We start from the raw sequence: 24408 nt of genomic DNA, 5'->3' as shown, positions 1-24408 counted from the left end.
CGGCAAACCGGCGTGGCGGTGTTTACACCATCCCGCCCCGGCTGAAGGGCAGGGTCTGCACCGGCTTGCCCGTCACCGCGAAGACGGCGTTGGCGACGGCGGGGGCCGACGTCGGGACGCCGGGTTCGCCCGCCCCGGTCGGGCGTTCGTGGGAATCGACGATGTGCACCTCCACCTTCGGCATGTCGGACATCCGCAGCGGCAGGAAGCCGTCGAAGTTGCTTTGATCGACCAGACCGTCGGTCAGGGTGATTTCGCCGCGCAGCGCGTGGCCGATGCCCCAGCCGGTGGCCCCCTCCATCTGGGCGGTGACGACGTCGGGGTTGACGACCTGCCCGCAATCGACGGCGACGACGACGCGGTCCACCGTGACGTGGCCCTTGTCGCTGACCGTCACCTCGGCGACATGGGCGACGAAGGTGTTGAAGCTTTCATGCACCGCGACGCCGCGCCCCTTGCCCTTGGGCAGCGGCTTGTCCCACCCGGCCTTTTCCGCCGCCAGCGTCAGGACGTTGGCCATGCGCGGATGGTCCTTCAGCATCGCCAGCCGGAAGGCCAGGGGATCCTTGCCCGCCGCCCTGGCCAACTGGTCGATCATCACCTCCTTGGCGTAGGCCGTGTGGGTGTGGCCGACCGAGCGCCACCACAAGGTCGTCACCGGCGAGGTCGGGCTGTGCAGGTCAACCGCCAGATTCGGCACGGCGTAGGCCATGTCCGACGCCCCTTCGACGGAGGTCGCGTCCACCCCGTTCTTGACCATCATCTTTTCAAACGGCGTTCCGGCCATGAAGCTCTGACCGACGATCCGCTGCCGCCACGCCACCAGCGCGCCGGAGGAATCCACCGCCGCCTTGATCGTGTGCAGGAACAGCGGGCGGTAACGGCCGCCCTTGATGTCGTCCTCGCGCGTCCACACCAGATGGACCGGGGCCTTGCCATAGGCCTTGGCGATGATCGCCGCCTCGGCGATGTAGTCGGCGTTGGTGGTGGCGCGGCGGCCAAAGCTGCCGCCCGCCCATTGGGTTTCGATCTTCACCTGTTCGGGTTTGCAGCCCAGAACATGGGCGACGACCATCTGTTCGACGCCCTGGAACTGCGACCCCGCCCAGATGGTGCAGCCGCCGTCCGGGTTCAGCGCGACGGTGGCGTTCAACGGCTCCATCGGCGCGTGGGCCAGATAGGGGAACACGAACTCGCCCTCGACCACCGCCGCCGCTCCGGCGAAGGCCTTGGCGACGTCGCCCTTGTCGGCGGCGACCGCGCCCGACGTCTGCGCCAGTTTGCGGTAATCGGCCAGCATCTGATCGGTGCCGCGCGTTTCCGCCTTGCTGTCATCCCAGACGATCTTCAGCGCCTCGCGGCCCTTGATCGCGGTCCAGGTGTTTTTTGCGATGACGGCGACGCCGACCGGCAGGGTCAGGACGTCGAGCACCCCCGGCACGGCGCGGGCCGCCTTGTCGTCCACGCTCTTGACCGTTCCGCCAAAGCGCGGGGAGCGGGCGAGCACCGCCGTCACCTGCCCCGGGCGGCGGATGTCCATGGCGAAAATCGCGCTGCCGTCAGTCTTGCTGACATGGTCCAGCCGGTGCAGGCCGGGCTTGCCGATCAGGGTGTAATCCTTCGCCGCCTTCAGCGCGACCTTCTGCGGGACCGGCAGCTTGGCCGCGTCCTCCGCCAACTCGCCAAAGGTGAAGCGGCGGTTGCTGGCGGCGTGGGAGACGACGCCCTTGGCGACCGTGACCTCACCCGCCGGCACGTTCCAGCGGGCGGCGGCGGCAGCGACCAGCATGGCGCGGGCGGCGGCCCCGGCCATGCGCAGCTCGTCCCAACTGTTGGCGATGGCGGTCGAGCCGCCGGTGCCTTGAATGCCGAAGAAATGGTTGCCGTAGAGCTTGCTGTCGGCGGGTGCGAAGGCCCCGCGCATCTGCGCCCAATCGGCGTCCAACTCCTCGGCGACGATGGTGGCCAGCCCGGTGACGATGCCCTGCCCCTTGTCCAGATGCTTGGCCAGCACCGTGACTGTGTTGTCGGGGGCGATGATGACGAAGAGATGCGGGCGCGGGTCCGCCGGACCGACGATTCCGGGAGGCGCGCCGCCAGCGGCCAGAGCGGGCAGGGGCAGATGCGCGCCCAGGATCAGCGCGCCGCCCGCCCCGGCGGCCTTCAGGAAATTGCGGCGCGACGGCGCGACCTGGACCAGCGTCCGGCCAAAGGATTCGTCTGGAAAGCCGGACTGGGCGGCCTGTCGGATGAGATGATGCAGCATGGATCAGGCCCTCACGCTCTGGGCGGCGTCTTTGATCGCCGCGCGGACGCGCCCATAGGTGGCGCAGCGGCAGACGTTGCCGTCCATCGCCGCGTCGATGTCGGCGTCGGTCGGGTTGGTGTTGGCGGCGACCAACGCGATGGCGCTCATGATCTGGCCCGACTGGCAATAGCCGCACTGGACGACGTCCAGCTTCTGCCAGGCCGCGCGGACGGCCTCGGCCACCTTGCCGGACGCGCCCTCGATCGTCGTCACTTTGGCGCCCGCCGCCAGCGTGCCGACCGGCGTTTGGCAGGCCCGCGTCGGCGCGCCGTCGACATGGACGGTGCAGGCCCCGCACTGGGCGATTCCGCAGCCGAACTTGGTGCCGGTCATGTTCAATTCATCGCGCAATACCCAAAGCAAGGGCATGTCGTCGGGGACGTCGACCTGCCGTTCCTGCCCGTTGACGGTGATGCGAATCATGCTCTCAAAGCCTCTCTGTCAGATGAGGAACCCGGTTCGGTTCCGCCCGCCCGTTTCGGGCCTGGGCAAATAGATGGAGCGTTCGCCGCCAACCGCCATCCCCCCCTCTTGGCCGCGCGGGGTTGGCGCGGCGGGCGTGTCGGCGGACGGTCGGTTGCGGATCAGGGTGGGTGTGTGGGTGGACAGACTACGCCGCCGCAGGCACCATGAACAATCCAGAGCAGGTTCATATCGACATGAAGCGCATTCATAGCCCCGCCCTCGACCTCAACCTCATCAAGGTGTTCGACGCCCTGCTGGAGGCCCGCAGCGTGTCGCGCGCCGCCGAAACGCTGGGCGTCAGCCAATCGGCGGTCAGCCACGCGCTGGGCCGCTTGCGCACGCTGGTCGGCGATCCCCTGTTTGTGCGGACCGGCGGGCGAATGGAGCCGACGCCGCGCGCCCAGCGCTTGGCCGAACCGCTGCGCGACTTGCTGCTGGGCGCGGCGCGGGCGCTGTCGGTCGAGGAAAGCTTTGACCCGCTGTTGGAGGACCGCAGTTTCACCATCTGCACGTCGGACGCCGTGCAAGCCGTGCTGCTGACCGGGTTGCTGCGCGACATCAGCACGGAAGGGCGGGAGGAGTCGCGGGTTTCCATCGCGTTGCGCAGCCTGGATCCCGACGCCATGCTGAACGGGCTGGACGACGGAACCATTGATCTGGTGATCGGCTATCTGCCCGAGGTGCGGCGCTGGCACGACCGGGAGTTCCTCTATCTGGAAAACCACGCCTGCCTGTTCAACCCGGATTTGCTTCCGCTGACCGCGCCAATCAGTCTGGAGGATTACACCCGTTACCCCCACCTGATGCCGGCCTTGCGCGGCGGATTCAGCAGCTTCATCGACGATGATCTGCACGCGCTGGGCGCCCGGCGGCGGGTGGCGGCGTCCACCACCCAGTTCCTCGCCATTCCGATGATGCTGAAGCAGACGGCGATGATAACCACCTTGCCGACGCGGACGGCTCGATTCTGCGCGCAGACGGTTGGGCTGGCGATCAGCCCGCTGCCGTTCCCGTCGGAGGATTTCGAGGTGTCGATGGGCTGGCACCGGCGCAACACCGGCTCTCCCTCCCACAACTGGCTGCGCCAACGCATTCTGAACGAGGCCAAGACTCTGTGACCGGGGCGGGCAGGAGGCTTGAAAAGCGTTGCCGGTAACGGATTTGCCGCCCGTCAAAACGGAGAGTGCGGAGATCCCGGTGGCTTGCAATCTAGAGATGCCGGTTGTGTGGCGAACCTGTGGCGGCGCGTCGCAGGGCAAGCAGGGCTTTCGGCAAAATTGCAGACATCGAATACAAGCGAGTGCGCATAAGACGGGCGGAAAAACAACCATGCCGAATGTTGTTGTCGCAGTTTTTCAATAAATTTGCCATACAGTCAGTTCTGACGGATATTATCCGAGAGGCCATCAAACGGCTCTAGAACGCCAGAAACGCACGCGACGGAGAACCTGTGTTGCGTGTGCGATAGATTTTCTGCTAAAAGACGTACAACTGCGCTCTTCGATTACTGCGTGTTAGCAATGGGGGATCAATTGAACGCGATTTTTGGCGCGACGGTTTCCATGTGTCTCGCTCTGGCTGCGGTTGGCGCCGAGGCGGCGGAAAAACTCAAGATCGGCCATGTTCTCCCGAAAGGCTCGCAGTTCAGCGAAGCGGTCCAGGTCATGGACCAGGAGCTGCAAAAGCGGACCGCTGGTCGCTACAGCATTGAAGAATACCCGGCCAGCGCCCTTGGCGACGGCAAGGCTATGCTGGACGGCGTGAAACTCGGCACCATCGACATGGTGATGTCGTCCTCGGGCGGCGCGCTGGGGCAGTTCAACCCGACGCTGGGCATCCTCGACCTGATGCTGCTGTTCCGCGACGAGGCCCACGTCGATTCGGTGCTGGACGGTCCGATCGGCAACAGCCTGCTGGACAGCTTCAAGGCGCAGGGCACCGTCGGGCTGGCCTGGGGCGAAAACGGCTTCCGCCAGTTGACCAACTCGCTGCGCCCGGTGAAGACCCCCGCCGACATCGCGGGCATGAAGATCCGCATCGCCGAAAGCGAGATCTACAAGAAGGCGTTTGAGGCGCTTGGCTCCAAGCCCTTCACCCTTCCCTTCGCCCAGGTCTATCCGGCGTTGAAGAACGGGCAGGCCGAAGGGCAGGAAAACCCGATCACCACCATCGTCGGCTCCAAGCTGAACGAGGTGCAAAGCCAGATCACGCTCAGCTATCACACCTACGCCCCGGCGGTGATCCTCATCAACGCCGACCGTTTCGGCGACATGACGCCCGAAGACCAGAAGGCGCTTCAGGACGCGGCCAAGCTGGGCGGCAAGGCCTCGCGGGTGTTCGTGCGCGCTCGCGACGCCAAGGGGCTGGAGGCGTTGAAGGCGTCGGGCATCACCATCACGCCGACGACCGATTTCGACCGCGCCGCCTTTGAAAAGGCGCTGGCGCCCTTCTACGCCGAGATGGCCAAGGTCTATCCGATGGATCAGATCATGGCGATCAAGAACACCAAGTAAGGCTGCCGCCCCAACGGGTGACGCCGATTGCGTTTAGAAACGGGGAGGGTCGCTTTTCGCACGGGAACGCCCAGACGAAGCGACCCTCCCCCTCCTCATTCAGATTTTACGCTCCTGCACAGCGCGCAAGACACAGGACAACCATCATGAATAGCCTCGGCGGAAAAAGCAGACTGACGTCGCGCCTGAAAATTTCGCACAGGATATTCATCGGCTTTTTGGCCATGATCTGTTTGATCGTGTTCCTGGGCGTTCAATATGTCGGCAGCGTCCGCTCCATCGGCGAGGAGCTGGACCATGTGATGGACACCGGCCAGGACGCCCTGACCACCTCGCATCTGGCCGATTTGAGCGAGCGGATGGACCGGGCGGTCCTGACCTACATCGCCTCGCAGACCGAACTCGACCTCGCCAACGCCCGCAAGGAGGTCGAGGAGTTTGAAAAATCGCTGGGCAATCTGAAGTCCCAGACGAACTCGCCGGTGGATGAGCAGAAAATGGCGGCTGTGGCCGCCGTCGCCATCCAATACCGCGCCGCCTTCGACGACGTGGTCAACGCGGTGGTGCAACGGCGTGAAGGCGTCGGGCAGACCTTTCTGGTTGGCGCGCAGTTGAACACCACGGCCATGGCGATTGTCGACGCCGCCCAATCCTCGGGCGAAGCGGAGGTCTCGCAGGCGACGGTTCGGCTTCAACAGGCGTTGCAGGGCACCCGCATGTCGGCGGCCCGCTATTTCACCACCTTTGATCCGAACGACGCCACCGCCGCCAAGAACGAGTTGACCCGGCTGGGCGAGGCCGTCGCCGACACCAAGGCGAAGAGCGCCGCCAACCGCCGTCTGCAACGCTTCCTGACCGCGATGGAACCGCAAATCGCCGCCTTCTCCAAGGGGCTGGAAACCGCCGTCGGCGGCACCCTGAAGCTGCTGGACACCCAGAGCAAGATCCGCCTGATCCTGGATCAGTTGATTTCCGGCGTGCGCAGCATCGTCACCTCCTTCTCCGATTTGCAGAAGAAGACGCAGGAGCGCGCCCTGGTCTCCATCGACGCCAGCGGTCGTCAGGCCATCGTCACGCCGTTGATCGCGCTGTTGGGCGGCGTCGTCTTCGCCGGCTTGATCGCCGCGTCCATCGTGCGCCCGATCCGCAGCATGACCACCGCCATGGCGGCGCTGGCCAACGGCGACACCAGCACGGAGGTTCCGGCCACCGGCAACCACGACGAAATCGGCGACATGGCCCGCGCGGTCCAGGTGTTCAAAGAGAACGCCATCAACATGGACCGGATGCAGCGCGAACAGGAAGACACCCGCCTGCGCAACGAGGCGGAAAAGCGCGACACCATGAACGGGCTGGCGATGAATTTCGAAAGCACCGTCATGGACGTGGTCGAGCATGTCGTCCGCGAATCGGAAATCGTGCAGACCAACGCCCGGATGGTGTCGGCGGTGGCCGAACAGACGCTGCAACTCGCCGCCCAAGGCGCCTCGGCGACCGAAGAGGCCAGCACCAACGTGCAGATGGTGGCGGCGGCGGTTGAGGAATTGTCCCGCTCGGTGGCCGCCATCAGCTCGCAGGCGTCGGAATCGACCGACATCGCCCGCAACGCGGTGGGCGAGGCCCGGCAAACCAACGACGTGGTGGCGGCTCTGTCCGAAGGCGCGCGCCGCATCGGCGACGTCATCCATCTGATCGAAAACATCGCCAAACAGACCAACCTGCTGGCCCTGAACGCCACCATCGAGGCCGCGCGCGCCGGGGAAGCGGGCAAGGGCTTCGCCGTCGTCGCCACCGAGGTGAAGGCGCTGGCCAACCAGACGACCGTCGCCACCGGCGAAATCAGCGTCCAGGTGGACGCCATCCAATCCTCCACCCAGAACGCGGTCGACGCGATCCGCCGCATCGGCGAAACCATCAACCGGATGGACGTCATCGCCGTCAGCATCTCCTCGGCGGTGCAACACCAGTTTGAAGCGACGCAGGAAATCTCCGAGAATCTGCGTCAGGCGGCCTTGGGCACCACGGAGGTGGCCAGCACCATCACCCATGTGCTGCACAAGGCGACCGACGCCGGATCGTCGGCGGAAACCCTGCTGGGCAGTTCGGGCATGCTGACCGATCAAACGGCGGTGCTGAAGCAAGAGGTGAACTCCTTCACCGACCGCATCCGCATCAAGTAACCGGACCGCGCCGCCTTCCCACAAAAAAGCCCCGCTGATGGAACGCCATCAGCGGGGCTTTTCGTTTCGCCGGGCCATCACACACAGGCCCAATCACGCCGCCCGAATCACGCCAGACGGGGCGCCTCGCGCATGAAGCGCGACGCCAGCGCGCCCAGCCCCAAGGCGACGCAGACCAGGGCGACGCAGCCCGGCCACCCCGCCGCCGTCCAGGACAGACCCGGCAACACCGCGCCTAGGCTGCCGCCCAGATAAAAGAAGCAAACATAGAGGCCCGCCGCCGCGCCCTTGTTGACCGGAGCGGCGCGCCCGACATAGCCCAGCGCCAGCGATTGGCACAGGAAGATCCCGGCGATGAAAACGCCGATGCCGGCGATGACGGCGGCCAGAAAGGGCAGCAACAGAATCATCTGCCCGAGAAAACAGACGCTCAAGGCCGCCAGAAAGGCCCCGCGTCCGCCAAAACGCTGAATCAAGCGCCCGTTGAACGGCGCCGCCGAGGCGCTGATCGGGTAGACCAGAAAGACCAACCCGATGCCGCTCGCCGTCAGCAGGAAAGGCGGGTCGGCCAGATGAAAGCCGACATAGGACAAGGTCGCCGTCATCGAAAACAGAACGGTGGAGCCAAAGGCGCAGACCGCGCGGATGCGCGGGTTGGCCAGATGGCGGCGCATCCCGGCGACATGCGCGGCGATCCCGTCGATGGGCCGCCCCTGGTCGGCGGGGAGCCAGAGCAAAACCACCAGCGCGCACAGGGCGGACAGGGCGGCCAGAGCGGCGAAGCCGCTTTGCCAACTGATGAACTCCGCCAGCAACCCGGCGACGAAGCGCCCGGCGAAACCGCCCATCGCCGATCCCGACACGAACAGCCCGGTCATCGCGGCGGCCTGCGGCCCGGACCAGCGGGTGGCGATGTAGGCGACCGCCCCGGTGAACAGGGCGGGCAGGGCGATCCCCTGGGAAAAGCGCACGCCCAGCAATTGGGACAGGTCGCGGCACAGGGTCAGCAGCAAAGTCAGCGGCACCAGCAGGAAAATTGCCGTCAGCATGGCCCGTTTGCGGCCAAAACGGTCGGTCAGCGGCCCCGCCGCCGGAGCGGCCAAGGCCACAGCCAGCGTGGTCGCCCCGATCACCGCCCCGGCGGCGGCGGGCGTCGTGCCGAAATCGGCGGACAGTTGCGGCAGCACCGATTGCGGGGCGTAGAGCGGCAAAAAGGCGGAAAAGCCGAGCAGGAACACGGCGATCCGTTCCTGAAGCCGAATGGCGTTCGGGGTGTCCTGAGCCAGATTGGGCAAGGGAAGTCTCCGTGATCGTCCGCGAACGGGCAGGGCAGGGGCGGACGGGGGCGACGAAGGGAAAGCCCCCGCGTTCGGCGGGGCAGGGGGGTGACGCGCCCCCTGCCCCGCCGCGCGCGGGGGCTGTCGGATCAATCGTCGCGGTCGAAGTTCAGGCTGTCGTCGGCGGCGTCCTGCGAGGCTGGTTGGACTTGGCCGAAGGTGGCGATCATGCCCTCCGGCCCGCGCAGGCGGATGGTGGCGTTGATGCCGTTCACCGCCGACCAGAACAGCTTGTGCTGGCGGACGCTGGCCTTGCGGTCGATCACCGCCTCGATCAGGCACGGCCCCTTGGCGGCCATCGCCGCGTCCAAGGCGGCGTTCAACCCGTCCAGATCATGGATTTCCCAATGCTGCCAGCCGCAAGCCTTGCCCGCCGCGCCGATGCTGAGCGTCGGCGGCGACAGGAAATCCTGATACTCCGGCACGTTGGCGGTCGGCAGATACTCAAAAATGCCGCCGCCGCCGTTGTTCAGCACGACCAGAACGATGTCGAGGTCGCCCGCCAATTGCAGGCTGCCGACGTCGTGGGAAAAGGCCATGTCGCCGATCATGCAGACGGTCTTGGTGTGGCGCTGGGCGGCGGCGATGCCGATCAGGGTGCCGATGGATCCGTCGATGCCGTTGGTGCCGCGATTGGCCAGCAGCCGCAGCCGCGTGTCCGTGTTGCCCGAAAAGCTGTCGAAATCGCGCACGCTCATCGAGTTGCCGGAGAAGACCACCGCCCCGTCGGGCGCGGCCTTGATGAGCCGCCGGACAATCGGCGCCTCCCACAGCGAGGTGTCGAAGGCGCTGCGCGACAGGGTGTCGATGAAGCCGTCGCAGGCGATGAAGGACTGGCGCCACACGTCCGGCGCGGGCTTCAGAGAACCCGACTCGGTCAGCGCCCGGCACAGGGTTTCCGGGCTGGAGCGCACGATGTGGGTCGCCCGCAGCAGCGGATCGGACCAGCGCGTCGTCGGATCGACGACGATGTAATCCGACGCGGTGGATTCCTGCATGTAGGTCAACACCGGCTTGGACATCGCCGGGCCGCCGAAATTCAAGATCCATTCGGGCTGGTGGGTGGCGGTGAAGCGCGCGGCGCGCAGGAAGGTGTCGGCCCGCGCGATCACGCCCGACTCCGCCGGAGCGCCAAACCGCAAATTGCTGAAGGGATCGGCGATGATGGGGGCGGCCAGTTGGCGGGCCAACTCGTACACGGCGGCGGGGAAGCCCGGCTCCTCGGCGTTCTCCGTCGCGCCGCAGACGATCACGCCGCGACGGCCCGACAGCGTTTCCGCCATCCGGTCGATGTCTTCCTGGCGCAGTTGAATCACCGGCTCGGTGATGGTCGGCGGCTTGGGGACGGCGCGCTTGACGCGGTTTTTGGGAACCAGCGGGTCGCGGAAGGGCTGGTTGACGTGCACCGGGCCGGGCATCGGCCACAGGCTCTGTTCATAAATGCGCGAGGCGAGCGCCGACAGCGTGTCGATGCTGGCGTCCGGCAGGGGCAGGCTGTGCGAGGAGCGGGCGTGCGCGCCATAGGCGCGGATCTGGTCAATCGCCTGGGCGGAGCAACGATCCTGATTTTCCGGCGCGCGGTCGGCGGTGATGAGGATCAGGGGGATCATCCCGGTGGACGATTCCATCACCGCCGGGAAGAACTCGCCCACCGCCGAACCCGAGGTGCAAATCAGGATGGTCGGGCGCCGGGTGACGCGGGACAGGCCCAGCGCGAAGAAACCCGCCGCCCGCTCGTCGATCACCACGGTGATTTTCAAGGCCGGGTTGGCCCGGCAGGCCAGCGCCAGCGGGGCCATCTGCGCGCCCGGACACATCACGACGTGCGTCACGCCCGCCGCCACCAGGGAATCGATCAGAAAGGCCGACCATTCGAAATTCAACTCGGCGTCGCCCTGGACAATGCCGCGAAAGGTGGTGTTGTCCTTTTCCGCCGGGCGGCTGTCGGGCGTGCTCGCGGCGGTTGGCGCGGCTGCCGGTTGTTCGATGACGCTGTCGAGACTGCCTGTTGCACTCATGCGATGAATCTCCTTTGCGACTGCCGCCACCACAGCGCAGACGTTTGGTTTTTACACCATTAGGAGAAAAAATGACAATACCCCAACGTATTTGATGAATTTGTGTCGCGATTCCCACTATTTTCCTGGTTCATATTGCAGGATGCTGCCGGAATAAATTGTATAAAATACGGATGTATGTTGAAAAATGCGGCGATTGCTTGGCCCTGACCTGCCAAGGCTCCGCCATTTTCCCACGTCTTGTGGAAATTCATGGCCGAGCAGCATCTTTTAGTTTCATGCGCATTGAGGGGCGCGCCGGTTCATCACGGCCAAGCGCCGCGCTGTTTCACATTTTGGGCGCGGCGCTTCAACCGGCCATCGCCTTGCGCCAGTCCGTCAGGGTGACGAAGCGAAAACCACGGCGGCGCCCGGCGTCCAGAATGGTCGGCAGTGCCTTGACCGAGGCCGCCTTGGTGCTGTGCATCAAGATCACCGCGCCCGGGGCCAGACGGGCGGTGACGCGGTTGGCGATGGTCGCGGCGTCGGTTCCCTTCCAATCCTGGCTGTCAATGGTCCACAGCACGGATTGCAAGCCTTGGGCGCGGGCCAAACTGAGGGTGGTGGCGTCGAAATCGCCGAAGGGCGGGCGGAACCAGGTCGGGTGAACGCCGATGGCGCTTAGGGCCTGGTTGGCGGTCGACAGGTTGCGGTCCTGCTCCGCCGCCGACAGGTCGCTCATCATTGGGTGGGTCTGGCTGTGGCTGCCGATTTCGTTGCCGGACGCGGCGACCGCTGCGGCGGCCTTGGCGTGTTCGGCGATCTTCTGCCCGATGAAGAAAAAGGTCGCCCGCGCCCCGTGCTGTTTGAGGATGTCGAGGATGATCGGGTCGTTGGGATCGGGGCCGTCGTCGATGGTCAGCGCGATCACGCGCGCGGAGGCGGCGGACGGGTTGACGCGCGACAGATCCAGGGCGTCGCCGGGAATCAGATGCTCGGTGACGAAGGGAGCGGCGCCGTGGGTCGCGGCGAAACTGCGCGTCTTGCCGACCGGCGGGGCGGCGGCGTGGAGCGCCGACCAGGGCGACAGGGCGGCGGCGGTCGCGCCGAACAGGACGGCCCGGCGGGTGGGCGTGGCGGCGGGCATGGACGTGAAAACCCCGATCAACAGATGCGCGGGGCAGAGTGTCCGGGCGAACGGCGCGGCGCAAGGCCGTTCGCCCGGAGATCGTCGGTTTTCGCCAGACCTACAGTCTTACGGCTGACGGACCTTGGCGATTTCCGCCTGAAGACCCTTCAACAGATCGGCCCCGCCGTCGGCGGCGTATTTGTCGAAGGCGGGCTTGACCATCTCGCGCATGCGGCCCAGCTCGGCGGTGCTCAGCTCGTTGATCTTCATGCCCTTTTCCTTCAGCAGGGCAAGGCTCTGGGTGGTCGCCTCGCGGCTGTCCTTGCGCTCGAAATCACGCGAGGCGATGGCGGCCTCTTGCAGGATCTTGCGCTCGTCCGCCGACAGGCCGTCAAACCAACGCTTGCTGGCCAGCACGATCCACGGGCTGTAGACATGCTTGGAAATCGTCATGTAGCCCTGAACCTCGTAGAATTTCGAGGACAGGATGGTCGTCACCGGGTTTTCCTGGCCGTCCACCGTGCCGGTTTCCAGCGCCGTGAACAGTTCGGAGAAGGCCAGCGGCACCGCGTTCGCGCCAAAGCGGTTGAACATGTCGATGTAGACCGGGTTCTGCATGACGCGCAGCTTGATCCCGTTCAGATCCTCGATCTTCGTCACCGGGCGCTTGCTGTTGGTCAGGTTGCGGAAGCCGTTTTCCCAATAGACCAGCCCGACCAGACCCTTTTCGTTCAGCGACGCGATCAGCTTCTGGCCGAACGGGCCGTCGAGCACGGCGTCGGCCTCCTTCTCGTCGTTGAACAGGAAGGGCAGGTCATAGACGCCGAAATCCTTGACGATGCCGACCAGGGTGGCGGTGGAGCCGACCATCATCTCTTGCGCGCCGCCGATCAGGGCGTTTTGCATCTGGATGTCGCTGCCCAGGCTGGCGTCGCCGAAGCCCTTCAGCTTCAGCTTGCCGCCGGACCGCTTGGCCAGCTCCTCGCTGAAGAATTTGACGGCGCGGCCTTGGTTGCTGGCCTCCGACAGGCCGTAGCCGAAGCGGATGATGCGCGGCTTGACGTCCTGCGCGGAGGCGGCGACTGGGGCGAGGATGGCGGCGGCGAGGCCGGTGGCGAGCAGAAGTTTGCGGAACAGCGTCATAATGTCGATCTCCCAAATTTTCGTGTTTTCGGTTTTTCGAGCGTTGGGCATTGGGCGTTGGGCGGCAGCGTCATTTGAACATGTGAAGGGGGGCGGTGATGATCTCCGGCACGGCGATCAGCAGGCCGGTCAACACGAGGTAGGTGAGCAGGAAGGGCCAGATGCCGCGCGTGGCGCTTTCCAGCGAGATGCGGGCGACGCCGCACACCACGTTCAACACCGTGCAGACCGGCGGATGGATCAGGCCCAGCGTGCCGATCAGCACGAACATCACCCCGAAATAGGTCGGGTCGATGCCCGCCGCCACCGCCAGCGGGGTCAGAACCGGCCCCAGCACCAGAATGGTCGGCGTCAGATCCATCACCGTGCCGACGGCCAGCAGCAGCAGCGCGATGGCCAGCATCAACAGCTTGGGTTGATCCATCAGCGGGTGCAGAAGCTCGGTCATCTGCTGCGGCAGGTCGGCCAGCGTCACCATGTAGGACGACACCAGCGCGGCGGCGCACAGGAACATCACCGTGCTGGTGGTGCGCGCCGCCTGAACCAGCAGCGGCACGATTTGCGCCAGCGTCACCTGACGGTAGATGAACAGCGCGACGAACAGCGAATAGACGGCGGCGACCACGGCGGCTTCGGTCGGGGTGAACAGGCCGCCGCGCAAACCGCCGATGATGATGACCGGCAAGGCCAACGCCCAAACGCCGTCAATCAGCGCCTTCAGCCGCTCGCCCCCGCTCGCCTTGGGTTGGAGCTTCACCGTCATGTCGCGGACGACGAACATCCAGGCGCCGACCAGACCGATGCCCATCAGCAGGCCCGGCACGATGCCCGCCATGAACAGCGAACTGATTGAGGTGTTGGTGGTCACGCCGAAGATGATGAAGGGCATGCTGGGCGGAATGATCGGGGCGATGATGCCGCCCGACGCGATCAACCCGGCCGAACGCGGCACCGGATAGCCATGGTCGCGCATCATCGGAATCAGCAGCGTGGCGAGCGCGGCGGTGTCGGCGATGGCCGATCCCGACAGGCTGGCCAGCATCACCGACGCGCCGATGGTGACATAGCCCAAACCGCCCTTGATGTGGCCGACCAGACTGACGGCCAGATTGATGATGCGCTGGGAAATGCCGCCCGCGTTCATCAACTCGCCCGCCAGAATGAAGAAGGGCACCGCCATCAGCGGGAAATTGTCGGCCCCGCTCAGCATGTTCTGGGCGACGAGCTGGGCGTCGAAAAAGTCCAGGTGGATCATCAGCGCGACGCCGGTCAGCATCAACGCGAAGGCGATGGGCATCCCCAGCAGCATGAAGCCGAACAGCGAGGACAGGAAAATCGTCAAGGTCATGGCGTGCGTCCGTCCTCGAAAATCAATGGTCTGTCGAAGCGGCGCCGAAGGCCGCCTGGGGATCGCCGGGAATGCGGGCGTCGGGCTGGCCGGACAGGATCCGCCACAGATTGACCAGCACGGTCAGCGTCATGGCGATGGCCGGGAAGAAGCCCGCCGCCGCGTAAAAGGCCATGGGGAAGCGCAGAACGGTGGAGCGCGTCTCCAGCCCGATCAAAAGCTGGATCCAGCTTCCTTCGATGAACAGCCACAGGGCGTAGAGCATCAGCAGATGGGCGACCACCGCGCAGGCCCGCCGCGCCTTGAAGGGCAAGCGGGCCTGGAGCAGCTCCAGCCCCAAATGCTGTTGACGCCGCAGCGCCAGCGTGGCCCCCAGAAACACCAGCCAGACGAACATCAGGCGGGAAATTTCCTCCGCCGCGACGATGCCGCTGTTGAAGGCGTAGCGCAGAACCACATTGCCGAAGATGAGCGCGACCATGACGGCCAGCATCGCCGCCATCATCCATTCGGTGATTTTTTCCAGCCGATCCGCCACGCGCGTCATGCGTTCCCCCCGGCGGTCGTGTTCGCCGCCCTGTTGATGGTGTTCAGATGCCGACAAGCTTCGGCCACAATGGTCTCGGCGGACAGGCGAATCGACTGGGTCAAGGCCGCTTCATCCGCGCCGGGCGGCTCCAGATCGGCGAATTGGCTGTCGATCAGCGCCGTCGGCATGAAATGCGCCGTGCGCGCCGCCATGCGCGCCGCGATCAACGGCTTGTCGCCGTCCAGATGCAGGAACAGCACCCGCGCGCTGTCGCCGCGCAACTGGTCGCGGTAGCGCCGTTTCAGGGCCGAACAGGCGATGACCAGCGGTTGGTCGGTCCGGTCGGCGTCGGCGATGAACCCCGCGATCACGGCCAGCCAGCCTTCGCGGTCGGAATCGGTCAACGGGATTCCCGCCGACATCTTGACGATGTTGGCCTCTGGGTGGTGCTGGTCGCCCTCGATGAAGCGGCAGCCGAGCGCGTCGGCCAATCCCTGCCCCACGCTGGATTTGCCGCAGCCGCACACGCCCATGACGACGACGATGGGGGGTCCGATCATGACCTTCTGTTCCTGAAGCCAGGGCTGACGCAAAGCCTTGCGTCAGTCATATGTTAGCGCTATCATTTCAGCGTCGCCACGGCGCTTCCGGTCGGGAGACCGGCGGGGCCGCTGTCGTGACGCCAGGATGCGCGATACTGTTAGCGCTAACTTTTCGCCGCGTAAAGTGTTTTGTTGGGACTGCGAACGAACAAAATCACCGTTGCCCGGAGACAGGGAAAGACCAGCCAACGCGACGCGCGACAATCGCCTTGCGCCGCGCCGACTCCGCCCGCCATCATCAACCGCGACTTTCCGCCGCGCCAAGGACAAAGGAACCAGAATCCCGTGACCAGCCGCCACCCGGACCCGCTCGCCCCCGTTTCCCCCAGCGCTGGAAAAACGCGCAAGCCGCGCTCGTCGCGCACCGGGCGGTCCACCATGGCCGATGTGGCGAACAAGGCCGGGGTCAGCGCCATCACGGTGTCGCGCGCCTTCAAACGGCCCGAATTGGTGGCCCCCGACCTGCGCGCGCGGATTTTGGAGGTGGCCCAGGCCATGGGCTATGTCCCCAACCAGGCGGCGAGCGCGCTGGCGTCCGCCCGGTCGATGACGGTGGCGGTGTTGATTCCGTCGATGACCAACGCGGTGTTCGTCGAAACGCTGGCCGGGATTCACGACGCGCTGCACCCGCGCGGCTATCAGATCCTGATCGGCGTGTCCCATTATTCGCCGGTGGAGGAGGAGCGGCTGCTGCGCACCTACCTTCAGTTCCAGCCCGACGGCATCCTGTTGACCGGCAACGACCACACCCCCGCCACCCAAACCTATCTGGCGGCGCTGGGCCGCCCGACCGTGCATATGATGGAGCTGCTGGACGACCCCGCCAGCTACAGCGTCGGCTGTTCGCAGTTTGAGGGCGGGCGGCTGATGACCCGCCATCTGCTGGAGCGCGGCTATCGCCGCGTCGGCTTCGCCGCCGTGCAGTTGGACCCGCGCACCCTGGCCCGTTTGGAAGGCTACCGGCAGGCCCTGCGCGACGCCGGACTCTACGACCCCCGGCGGGTGTGGCAGGTTCCCGAACCCTCCTCCATCAGCCTGGGCGCGTCCATGCTCGACCGCATGATCGAGGATCAGACCGACTGCGACGCCGTGTTCTTCTGCAACGACGATTTGGCGCAAGGGGCGCTGTTCCAATGCCAGCGGCGCGGCGTCCGCGTGCCCGAGCAACTGGCCATCGCCGGTTTCAACGACCTCGCCGCGTCGGCCTGGACCACCCCGACGCTGACGACGGTGGCGACCCCGCGCTATGGCATCGGGCGCGAATCCGCCGCCATGCTGCTGGATCTGATGGAAGGCCGCGAACCGCCACAGCGGCGCCTGGATCTGGGGCTGAGTTTCGTCGGGCGGGAAAGCACCTGAGCGGGGGAGGGCGGACGCCCGTTCGTTTACGCGGCGGCCATGCTGTGCAGGAAGCCCGACACGCTGCTGGTCAGCCGGTCGGCTTGGTCGGACAAATGACCGGCGGAGCGCAGCACTTCGCCCGCCCGCGCGGTGGAGCGTTCGGCGCGTTCGGCCACCGCCGTGATGCCGTCGGTGACGGTGTTGGTGTTGACGGCGGCCTCCGCCATGCGCTGGCTGATTTCGGCGACGGCGGCGGATTGCTCCTCAATCGCGGCGCTGATGAGGGCGCAGGCTTCGCCCAGATCCTCCGTCACCGCGTGCATGCCCTCCACCTCGGTCATCGAGGCCGACGCCAGCCCGTGCAGGTCGCGCAGCCGCTCGCCGATGTCGTCGGTGGCGCGGCTGACCTGTTGGGCCAACTCCTTCACCTCCCCGGCGACGATGGCGAAGCCCCGGCCATACTCCCCGGCGCGGGCCGCTTCGATGGTGGCGTTCAGCGCCAACAGATGGGTGCGGGCGGCGATGGCGCTGATGAAGTTGGCGATCTGCTGGGCGCTGTCCACCGCCGACGTGACTTGCCGGGTGCGCGCCACCGTGCGTTCCCCGCCGTGCAGCGCCTCGTCAGCGATGCCGCGCATGCGGTCGATCTGGCTGGCCATGTCGTTGACGGTCACGGCGATCTGTTCGGTCGCGGCGGCGACGGAGGTGACGGCGTGGCCCGACTGGCTGGCCGCCTGCGAGGCGTTCGACGACATCGACAAGGCGTCTTCGGCGATTTTCGTCATGTCCTCGGCGGTCTGCTCCAAGGAACCGGAGGCGTTGGACAGCTCCGCCGTGATCGCTCCGATGCGCTCGCGGAATTCGTGGGTCAGCGCGTCGATGCGGCGGGCGCGGCGCAGGTCGGTTTCGGTGCGGGCCATCGCCTCGCGCTCCAGGGCGGCGCGGGTTTCCAGCGCGTGGCGAAACTCCTGCATCGCGTCGGCCATGGCCCCGATCTCGTCGCGCCGGTGGCCGTCGGTGATCGCCACGCTGACGTCCCCCTCCGACAAACGGCGCAGGGCCGACAGGTTGCGTTGCAACGGCCCGATGATGCCGACCCGCGCGATCAGCACCGCCGTCAAGGCCCCCAGCAGAGCGGCCAGCGCGGCGGCCCCGATCATCACGGCGATGGCGTCGGCGGCGTCGGCGTCCGCCGCCTGGGCTGCGGATGCGGCGGACGCGGCGGTTCCGCTGGAAATGGCGGACGCGGCGGCTTCGATCCGCTCGACCAGCTCGCGCCCGTCGAGCAACAGATCGACGATGGCGTCGCGCGCCGTCGGGTCGAGAATCGCCACCTGCGCCGCGCCGATGACCTTCTTGATGTTCTGACCATACTGGGTGAGGTCGGCCTCCAGCCGCGCCGCGTCGGCTTTGGCGACGGCGCCGCGCTCCACCAAGCGGGCGAGGTCGGCCAACGCCCCGTCCAGATCGCTTTGCAGCCGTTCGGAAAAACGGTCGACGACCGCCGGGTTGGCGGCGACGGCGAATTCAGCCCGGTTGATGGCGGTGATGCGGGTTTTCAGCCCCGCCGCGTCCAGCGCCACCTGACCGCCGCCCTGCACGCTGCCCAACCGTTCGCGGTCGCGATTCAGCCCGCGCACGCCCACGGCGGCCACCGCCGACAGGCCGAAGGCCAGCACGGCGACGATCAGCAGCGTCTTTTGAGTCAGTCCAATTCGGGCGAGCATGGCCGTGCTCCTGCTGCGGATGGGGCGCGCATGAGGCGCGGATGGGCGACAGACCAGGGATGACGGCGCCGGGCGGCGCCGCATTCGTCCTTGGTCTGTGCGTCGAGGGGGGTTTTTAAGAGAAGAGAGGCGGCGTCAGCGCGCCCGCGATCCGCGCCCGGCCTTGCGGTCCAGCAGGGCGTGGCGGTTCAGGCGCTCCAACGCGAGGCCGTTGGCGTCGAACAGATGGCAGGCGTCGGCGCGCAGCGACAGGCCAACGGTTTCGTGCAGATCGACGGCGGTTTCACCGTCGGCCTCCACCACCAGCAACCCGGCCTCGGCGGTTTGGACATAGAGGAAGGTCTGGCCGCCCAGCCGCTCGACCACCGACACCTCGCCGCGCACCGGCCCGGCATCGTCCAGCATCAGATGCTCGGGCCGCACGCCCAGGGTCAGCGCCCGCCCGGCGATGGCCTCGCCGCCGCGCACGGGAACCGTCACCGCCCCCTGGCCGACGCCGACGGTGACGCCGTTCGTCTCGTCCACGCTCAGGCATGTGACCGGCACGCTGTTCATCTTCGGGCTGCCGATGAAACCGGCGACGAACAGATTGCGCGGGTGGTGGTACAGCTCCAGCGGGCTGCCGACCTGCTCGACCTCGCCCGCGCGCAGCACGACGATCTTGCTGGCCAGCGTCATCGCTTCGACCTGATCGTGGGTCACATAGACCATGGTGGCGTCGAGCTGCTCGTGCAGGCGGGCCAGTTCGATGCGCATCTGCACGCGCAGCGAGGCGTCGAGGTTGGACAAAGGCTCGTCGAACAGGAAGACCTTGGGCTGGCGCACGATGGCGCGGCCGATGGCGACGCGCTGGCGCTGGCCGCCCGACAATTGCCCCGGCTTGCGGTCGAGCAGATGGTCCAGTTGCAGGACGTCCGCCGCCGCCTTCACCTTGGCGTCGCGCTCCTCCTGGGGCACGCGGGCGAGCTTGAGCGAGAAGGCCATGTTGTCGGCGACGCTCATGTGCGGATAAAGCGCGTAGCTCTGGAACACCATCGCCAGCCCGCGCCCCGCCGGGGCCACGTCGTTGACGCGCCGGCCGTCGAGGATCAGGTCGCCCGAGGAGATCTCCTCCAACCCGGCGATCATCCGCAGCAGGGTGGATTTGCCGCAGCCCGACGGGCCGACGAAGACGACGAACTCGCGGTCCTTGATCTCCAGATCGACGCCCTTGATGACCGAATGGTTGCCGTAGGTTTTGTGAACGGCCTTCAGCGTGAGGTTTGCCATGAGGGATACTCCCGAGAGATTGGATCGGCGAACGCTTGAACTGGTCTTTCAAGCGTTCGCCGACCGCCGCGACGGCGGCGGCGCGCCCGCGTGGGCGCGGTAAAGCCTGCGTGGCGTTTGAACGCGATACGACACGCCACACGCGTGGCGGGGCGGTATCACTTGACGGCGCCGAAGGTGAGGCCGCGCACCAGTTGCCGCTGGCTGAGCCAGCCGAAGACGAGGATGGGGGCGACCGCCATGGTGGACGCCGCCGACAGCTTGGCCCAGAACAGCCCCTCCGGCGCCGAGAAGGAGGCGATGAAGGCGGTCAGCGGACCCGCCTGGGCGGCAGTCAGATTCAAGCTCCAGAAGGCTTCGTTCCAGGTCAGGATCACCGCCAGCAGGCCGGTGGAGGCCAGGCCCGGCAGCGACAGCGGCAGCAGCAGAAAGCGCAGCTCGTCCAGCGGGGTGGCCCCGTCCATGCGCCCGGCTTCCAGGATCTCGCGCGGGATTTCCCGGAAGAAGGTGTAGAGCATCCACACCACGATCGGCAGGTTGATGAGCGCGTAGACGAAGATCAGCCCGGCCAGCGTGTCGATCAGGCCCAGATCGCGGAAGACCAGCGTCACCGGCACCAGCGCGCCGACCGGCGGCATCATCTTGGTGGACAGCATCCACAACAGGGTGCCGCGCGTCCGCTTGGTCGGGAAAAAGGCCATGCCGTAGGCGGCGGGAACCGCCAGCGCCAGCGCCAGCAGGGTCGAGCCGAAGGAGACGACGACGCTGTTCAGGGCGAATTTCAGATAGTCGGCGCGCTCCTGGACGGTGATGTAATTGTCCAGCGTCGGCGTGAAGATCAGCGACGGGGTGGTCGCCACCGCCTCGATCTCCGTCTTGAAACTGGTCAGCAGCATCCAGGCGATGGGGAAGAACAGCGCGCTGGCGGCGAGCCAACCGGCGAGGCTGAGGGCGGCGTGTGTGTCGAGCTTCAGTCGCATGGCGGCCCTCACGCGTCGAGATTGCGGGCGATCGAGCGGACCAGGAAGGCCGCGACGATGTTGGCGAGAACAATGGCGATGACGCCCCCGGCGGACGCCGTGCCGATGTCGTATTCCAGAAGCGCCCGGAGATAGATCAGATAGGTCAGGTTGGTGGAGGCCAACCCCGGTCCGCCGCCGGTGGTCACGTAGATTTCGGCGAAGATCGACAGGAAGAAGATGGTCTCGATCATCACCACCACCTTGATGGCGCGGCCCATGTGCGGCAGCACGATGTACCAGAAGATCGCCAGCGGCCCGGCCCCGTCCATCCGCGCCGCCTCCTTCTGCTCATGGTCGAGCGATTGCAACGCGGTCAGCAGGATCAAGAGGGCGAAGGGCAACCATTGCCACGCGACGATGACGACGACCGAGAACAGCGGCCATTGGCCGAACCAATCCACCGGCTGAAGGCCCAGCGCGCGGGCGATGGCGGCGCTGACGCCGTTGACCGGGTGCATCAGCAGGTTTTTCCAGATCAGCGCGCTGACCGTCGGCATCACAAAAAAGGGCGCGATGGCGAGCAGGCGGGCGATCTTGCTGCCGAAGAACTCCTGATCGAACAGCACCGCCAGCAGCGTGCCGCCGACGATGGTGATCGCCAGCACCCCGCCAACCAGCAGCAGCGTGTTGGCCATGGCGATCCACAGCGAGGAATCGGTCAGCAGAAAGCTGTAATTGCTGAGGCCGACGAAGCCGGACAGCTCGGGGCTGAGAAGATTGTAACGCTGGAAGGAAAACCACAGCGTCATCACCAGCGGGACGATCATCCAGATGAACAGGATGACCACCGACGGGGCGACGAACGGCAGGGCGTTGACGCCCCGTCCTCCCTTGATTGGCTGGTTCATGATGCGGATGTCCAAAAAACGGGATGCGGCGGACGGAAGAGGGGCGCGCGGTCGGCGCGCCCCTCCGCCGGTTGGACGCTTACTTGATGTAGCCGGCCTGCTTCATCGTGCGCTCAACCGCCGTCTGGGCGGATTGGAGCGCTTGATCGACCGTGCTCTGCCCCGACAGGGCGGCGGCGACCGATTGACCGACCTGCGTGCCGATGCCCTGGAATTCCGGGATCGCCACGAACTGGATCCCGGCGTAGGGAACCGGCTGGGCCGTCGGGTGGGTCGGGTCGGCGGCCAGGATCGCCTTCAACACCGTCTCGCCGAAGGGAGCGGCCTTTTTGTATTCGGGGTTGTCATAGGTGGATTTGCGGGTGCCCGGAGGGGCGGAAACCCAGCCCTGCGTTTCGCCGACCAGCGTCACGTAATCCTTCGACGTCGCCCAGGCGATGAACTTTTTCGCCGCGTCCGACTTCTTGGACGAATTCGGCACCGCCAGCGCCCAGGCCCAACCCCAACCGGCGCCGTTTTCGACCTTGGCGACGGGGGCCTTGGCGAAGCCGGTCTTGTCGGCGACCTTGCTTTCCGCCGGGTTGTAGATGTGGCCCGCCGCCGCCGTGGCGTCGATCCACATGGCGCAATTGCCTGAGGAGAACAGCGCGCGGTTTTCGTTGTGGCCGTTGGAGGTCGCGCCGGGAGGGCCGTAATTCTTCAGGATGTCGACGTAGAAGGTGACGGCCTCCTTCCATTCCGGCGAGGTCAGTTGCGGCTTCCAATCCATGTCGAACCAGCGCCCGCCGAAGGTGTTCACCAGCGTGCCGACGTAGGCCATGTTCTCGCCCCAGCCCGGCTTGCCGCGCAGGCAGATGCCATATTGGTTGTCGGCGGGCTTGTGCAGGGCGGTGGCGAATTTCTTGATGTCGGTGTAGGTCGGCTGTTCCGGCATGGTCAGACCGGCCTGGGCGAACAGATCCTTGCGGTAATAGGTGAAGGAGCTTTCGGCGTAAAAGGGCGCGGCGTACAGCTTGCCGTTCACCGTCAGCATGTTGCGGACCGGCTCGATCACGTCCTTGTAATCATAGGAATCGCCCAGATCGTCGAGCGAGGCCAGCCAGTTCTGCTTGCCCCAGATCGGCGTTTCATAGGCGCCGATGGTGACGACGTCGAACTGCCCGCCCTTGGTGGCGATGTCGGTGGTGACGCGCTGGCGCAGCACGTTTTCTTCCAGAATGACCCAATTCAGGTCGATTCCGGTCTTTTCCTTGAACTTGGGCGACAGCTTTTGCATCACGACCATGTCGGCGTTGTTCACCGTGGCGATGGTCAGCGTCTCCGCCGCCGCGATGGTGGCCCCGAAACTCGTGAAGCCCGCCATGAGCGTGGCGGCGATGGTCTTGCGCATTGTACGTTTCCTCCGCTTTTTGATTGGATAGTCGAGGCTTTGGGCGCTTTTGGAAAAGGGCAAAATGACGGACGGTCGCGATGGCGCGCCGCATCGGGCGTCAGAGCGGGCATTTTGACGAGTTTTGAGCGTTTGCCCACATCTTGCCGGGGCGATGGCGCCTCCCAAATTGGGCGTTTGCTCGATAAGTGAGCAATAAAACACTTCGTGCGTCAAGCGAATTTCTGAGGCTGCGTGATGAAATATCGCGTGCGGCGCAACATAAGGCCGATATTGGTCGCTGCAACGCAGCAATACGCCGGATGTTCGCTGAGCGTCCGCTCACCCAACAAATTTTTGTTGACAGGGCGGTTGGGCTATTTCTCATATAGGTGACATTCGCTCAATCGCGTGGGCCGCCGGGGACGCGCAGCGTCGCCCCCGCCCACGCTCCTTTCGGACCCGCCACGGGATCCGCACCGGGGAAACGCCATGTATATGAAAAAATATGATCTTTCGGGTCGCGTCGCCGTCGTCACCGGCGGCGGGCGCGGCATTGGTTTGGCCTGCGCCCAGGCGCTGGCCGAGGCGGGCGGCGTCGTGGTCATCGCCGAGGTGGACGCGGCGGTCGCCGCCAGCGGCAAGGCGGAGCTGGAGGCCGCCGGTTTCAGCGCCGACGTCGTCCTGCTCGACGTGACCAAGCCCGACGACGTCACCCGCGTCGCCGACGACATCGTCGCCCGCCATGGCCGGATCGACATTCTGGTGAACAACGCGGGCATCGCCCGCAGCGGCACGCCGGGCGAAGAGGTGACGGACGAGCATTGGCTGAACGTCATCGACGTCAATCTGAACGGCGTTTTCTGGTGCTGCCGGGCCTTTGGCCGCCACATGCTGGAACGCGGCGTCGGCGCGGTGGTCAACATCGGCTCGATGTCGGGCTTCATCGTCAACAAGCCGCAGCCGCAAAGCTATTACAACGCGTCGAAGGCGGCGGTGCATCATTTGACCCGCTCGCTGGCCGCCGAATGGGGCGCGCGCGGGGTGCGGATCAACGCCGTCGCCCCCACCTACATCGAAACCCCGCTGACCAAATTCGGCATGGAGGAGGGCGGCGACCTCTACCGCACCTGGATTGAAATGACGCCGATGGCGCGCATCGGCCAGCCGGATGAAATCGCCTCCGTCGTGCTGTTCCTGGCGTCGGACGCCGCCAGCCTGATGACCGGCTCCATCGTTCTGGCCGACGCCGGTTACAGCTGCTGGTAAGCTAGAGCGCCG

General features: G+C 66.0%; 19 protein-coding genes. 5 read left to right on the top strand and 14 right to left on the bottom strand.

Going from position 1 to position 24408, the window contains the following annotated elements; genetic code table 11:
* Window positions 1–22: 22 nt before the first annotated feature.
* The gene (locus D3877_RS25195; protein WP_119833530.1) at window positions 23–2266 is read right to left on the bottom strand and encodes a xanthine dehydrogenase family protein molybdopterin-binding subunit; all 2244 of its coding nucleotides are present in this window, start codon (window positions 2264–2266) and stop codon (window positions 23–25) included.
* 3 nt (window positions 2267–2269) lie between these two features.
* On the bottom strand, window positions 2270–2731 hold the full coding sequence (locus D3877_RS25190; RefSeq protein ID WP_119833529.1) for a (2Fe-2S)-binding protein: 462 nt from the start codon (window positions 2729–2731) through the stop codon (window positions 2270–2272).
* Between the two features lie 236 nt (window positions 2732–2967).
* On the opposite strand from D3877_RS25190, the gene D3877_RS25185 reads away from it, so the two are divergent.
* From D3877_RS25185 to D3877_RS25175, 3 genes are all read left to right on the top strand, one after another.
* Window positions 2968–3891: a LysR family transcriptional regulator gene (locus D3877_RS25185; protein WP_119833528.1), complete on the top strand. Its 924-nt coding sequence runs from the start codon at window positions 2968–2970 to the stop codon at window positions 3889–3891.
* Between the two features lie 444 nt (window positions 3892–4335).
* Window positions 4336–5286: a TRAP transporter substrate-binding protein gene (locus tag D3877_RS25180; RefSeq protein WP_119833640.1), complete on the top strand. Its 951-nt coding sequence runs from the start codon at window positions 4336–4338 to the stop codon at window positions 5284–5286.
* A gap of 224 nt (window positions 5287–5510) precedes the next feature.
* Window positions 5511–7466, top strand: a complete 1956-nt coding sequence (locus D3877_RS25175) for a methyl-accepting chemotaxis protein (RefSeq protein ID WP_238475072.1) — start codon at window positions 5511–5513, stop codon at window positions 7464–7466.
* A gap of 107 nt (window positions 7467–7573) precedes the next feature.
* Here D3877_RS25175 and D3877_RS25170 read toward each other — a convergent pair whose 3' ends face one another.
* From D3877_RS25170 to D3877_RS25140, 7 genes are all read right to left on the bottom strand, one after another.
* Window positions 7574–8761, bottom strand: coding sequence for an MFS transporter (locus tag D3877_RS25170; RefSeq protein ID WP_238475071.1), 1188 nt, complete (start codon window positions 8759–8761; stop codon window positions 7574–7576).
* A gap of 131 nt (window positions 8762–8892) precedes the next feature.
* The gene (menD, locus tag D3877_RS25165; RefSeq protein ID WP_119833525.1) at window positions 8893–10821 is read right to left on the bottom strand and encodes a 2-succinyl-5-enolpyruvyl-6-hydroxy-3-cyclohexene-1-carboxylic-acid synthase; all 1929 of its coding nucleotides are present in this window, start codon (window positions 10819–10821) and stop codon (window positions 8893–8895) included.
* Window positions 10822–11170: 349 nt separating this feature from the next.
* Window positions 11171–11947: a polysaccharide deacetylase family protein gene (locus D3877_RS25160; RefSeq protein WP_119833524.1), complete on the bottom strand. Its 777-nt coding sequence runs from the start codon at window positions 11945–11947 to the stop codon at window positions 11171–11173.
* A gap of 108 nt (window positions 11948–12055) precedes the next feature.
* Complete coding sequence (locus tag D3877_RS25155) at window positions 12056–13072, bottom strand: TRAP transporter substrate-binding protein (RefSeq protein ID WP_119833639.1); 1017 nt, start codon at window positions 13070–13072, stop codon at window positions 12056–12058.
* A 70-nt stretch (window positions 13073–13142) separates the two neighbouring features.
* Window positions 13143–14420: a TRAP transporter large permease gene (locus tag D3877_RS25150; RefSeq protein ID WP_119833523.1), complete on the bottom strand. Its 1278-nt coding sequence runs from the start codon at window positions 14418–14420 to the stop codon at window positions 13143–13145.
* Between the two features lie 22 nt (window positions 14421–14442).
* The gene (locus D3877_RS25145; protein WP_119833522.1) at window positions 14443–14967 is read right to left on the bottom strand and encodes a TRAP transporter small permease; all 525 of its coding nucleotides are present in this window, start codon (window positions 14965–14967) and stop codon (window positions 14443–14445) included.
* Complete coding sequence (locus D3877_RS25140) at window positions 14964–15509, bottom strand: gluconokinase (protein WP_119833521.1); 546 nt, start codon at window positions 15507–15509, stop codon at window positions 14964–14966. Before D3877_RS25140 ends, D3877_RS25145 begins: the two co-directional genes overlap by 4 nt.
* Before the next feature lie 327 nt (window positions 15510–15836).
* Here D3877_RS25140 and gntR point away from each other — a divergent pair, with 327 nt between their 5' ends.
* Window positions 15837–16910 carry an HTH-type transcriptional regulator GntR gene (gntR, locus tag D3877_RS25130; RefSeq protein ID WP_199720957.1) on the top strand — a complete coding sequence of 358 codons (1074 nt, stop codon included), beginning with the start codon at window positions 15837–15839 and terminating at the stop codon, window positions 16908–16910.
* 26 nt (window positions 16911–16936) lie between these two features.
* Here the strand turns inward: gntR and D3877_RS25125 are convergent, their stop codons facing one another.
* The 5 genes from D3877_RS25125 to D3877_RS25105 form a co-directional block, all read right to left on the bottom strand.
* Window positions 16937–18619 (bottom strand): methyl-accepting chemotaxis protein, encoded by a 1683-nt coding sequence (locus D3877_RS25125; protein ID WP_158599998.1) that lies wholly within the window; start codon window positions 18617–18619, stop codon window positions 16937–16939.
* Between the two features lie 135 nt (window positions 18620–18754).
* Window positions 18755–19888 carry an ABC transporter ATP-binding protein gene (locus D3877_RS25120; RefSeq protein WP_119833517.1) on the bottom strand — a complete coding sequence of 378 codons (1134 nt, stop codon included), beginning with the start codon at window positions 19886–19888 and terminating at the stop codon, window positions 18755–18757.
* Window positions 19889–20046: 158 nt separating this feature from the next.
* Window positions 20047–20868, bottom strand: coding sequence for a carbohydrate ABC transporter permease (locus tag D3877_RS25115; protein ID WP_119833516.1), 822 nt, complete (start codon window positions 20866–20868; stop codon window positions 20047–20049).
* 8 nt (window positions 20869–20876) lie between these two features.
* Window positions 20877–21758 (bottom strand): carbohydrate ABC transporter permease, encoded by an 882-nt coding sequence (locus D3877_RS25110; protein ID WP_119833638.1) that lies wholly within the window; start codon window positions 21756–21758, stop codon window positions 20877–20879.
* Between the two features lie 79 nt (window positions 21759–21837).
* A complete protein-coding gene (locus tag D3877_RS25105; RefSeq protein WP_119833515.1) occupies window positions 21838–23148 on the bottom strand; it encodes an ABC transporter substrate-binding protein in 1311 nt (436 codons plus the stop codon).
* Window positions 23149–23619: 471 nt separating this feature from the next.
* Between D3877_RS25105 and D3877_RS25100 the strand changes: the two genes are divergently transcribed.
* Complete coding sequence (locus D3877_RS25100) at window positions 23620–24396, top strand: SDR family NAD(P)-dependent oxidoreductase (protein WP_119833514.1); 777 nt, start codon at window positions 23620–23622, stop codon at window positions 24394–24396.
* The last annotated feature ends 12 nt before the right edge of the window (window positions 24397–24408 follow it).

This window comes from Azospirillum cavernae, assembly GCF_003590795.1.
GTDB classification, from domain to species: Bacteria; Pseudomonadota; Alphaproteobacteria; order Azospirillales; family Azospirillaceae; genus Azospirillum; species Azospirillum cavernae.
This window is presented reverse-complemented; position numbering and strand designations above follow the sequence as displayed.